General features: G+C 49.2%; 1 protein-coding gene. It reads left to right on the forward strand.

The genetic code is table 11. The annotated features are described in order from the left end of the window. A partial coding sequence (locus RVY79_RS20125; protein WP_317466348.1) for a rhodanese-like domain-containing protein occupies window positions 1-262 on the forward strand: 262 nt, incomplete at both ends.

Here is a 262-nt window from a genome sequence, read left to right on the forward strand (position 1 = left end):
CTGACCTCGAAAGTGAAGGTGATTACTCGTGGTGAAGCTACGCGTCTGATCAACAAAGAAGACGCTGTGGTTGTGGATTTACGTCAGCGTGATGACTTCCGTAAAGGCCATATCGCAGGTTCTATTAATCTGTTGCCGAGCGAAATCAAAGCCAACAATGTTGGTGAGCTTGAGAAGCACAAAGACAAACCGGTGATCGTGGTAGACGGTTCTGGCATGCAGTGCCAGGAGCCTGCAAACGCACTGACGAAAGCTGGTTTTG

This window comes from Chromohalobacter sp. HP20-39 (genome assembly GCF_033052815.1).
GTDB lineage: Bacteria > Pseudomonadota > Gammaproteobacteria > Pseudomonadales > Halomonadaceae > Chromohalobacter.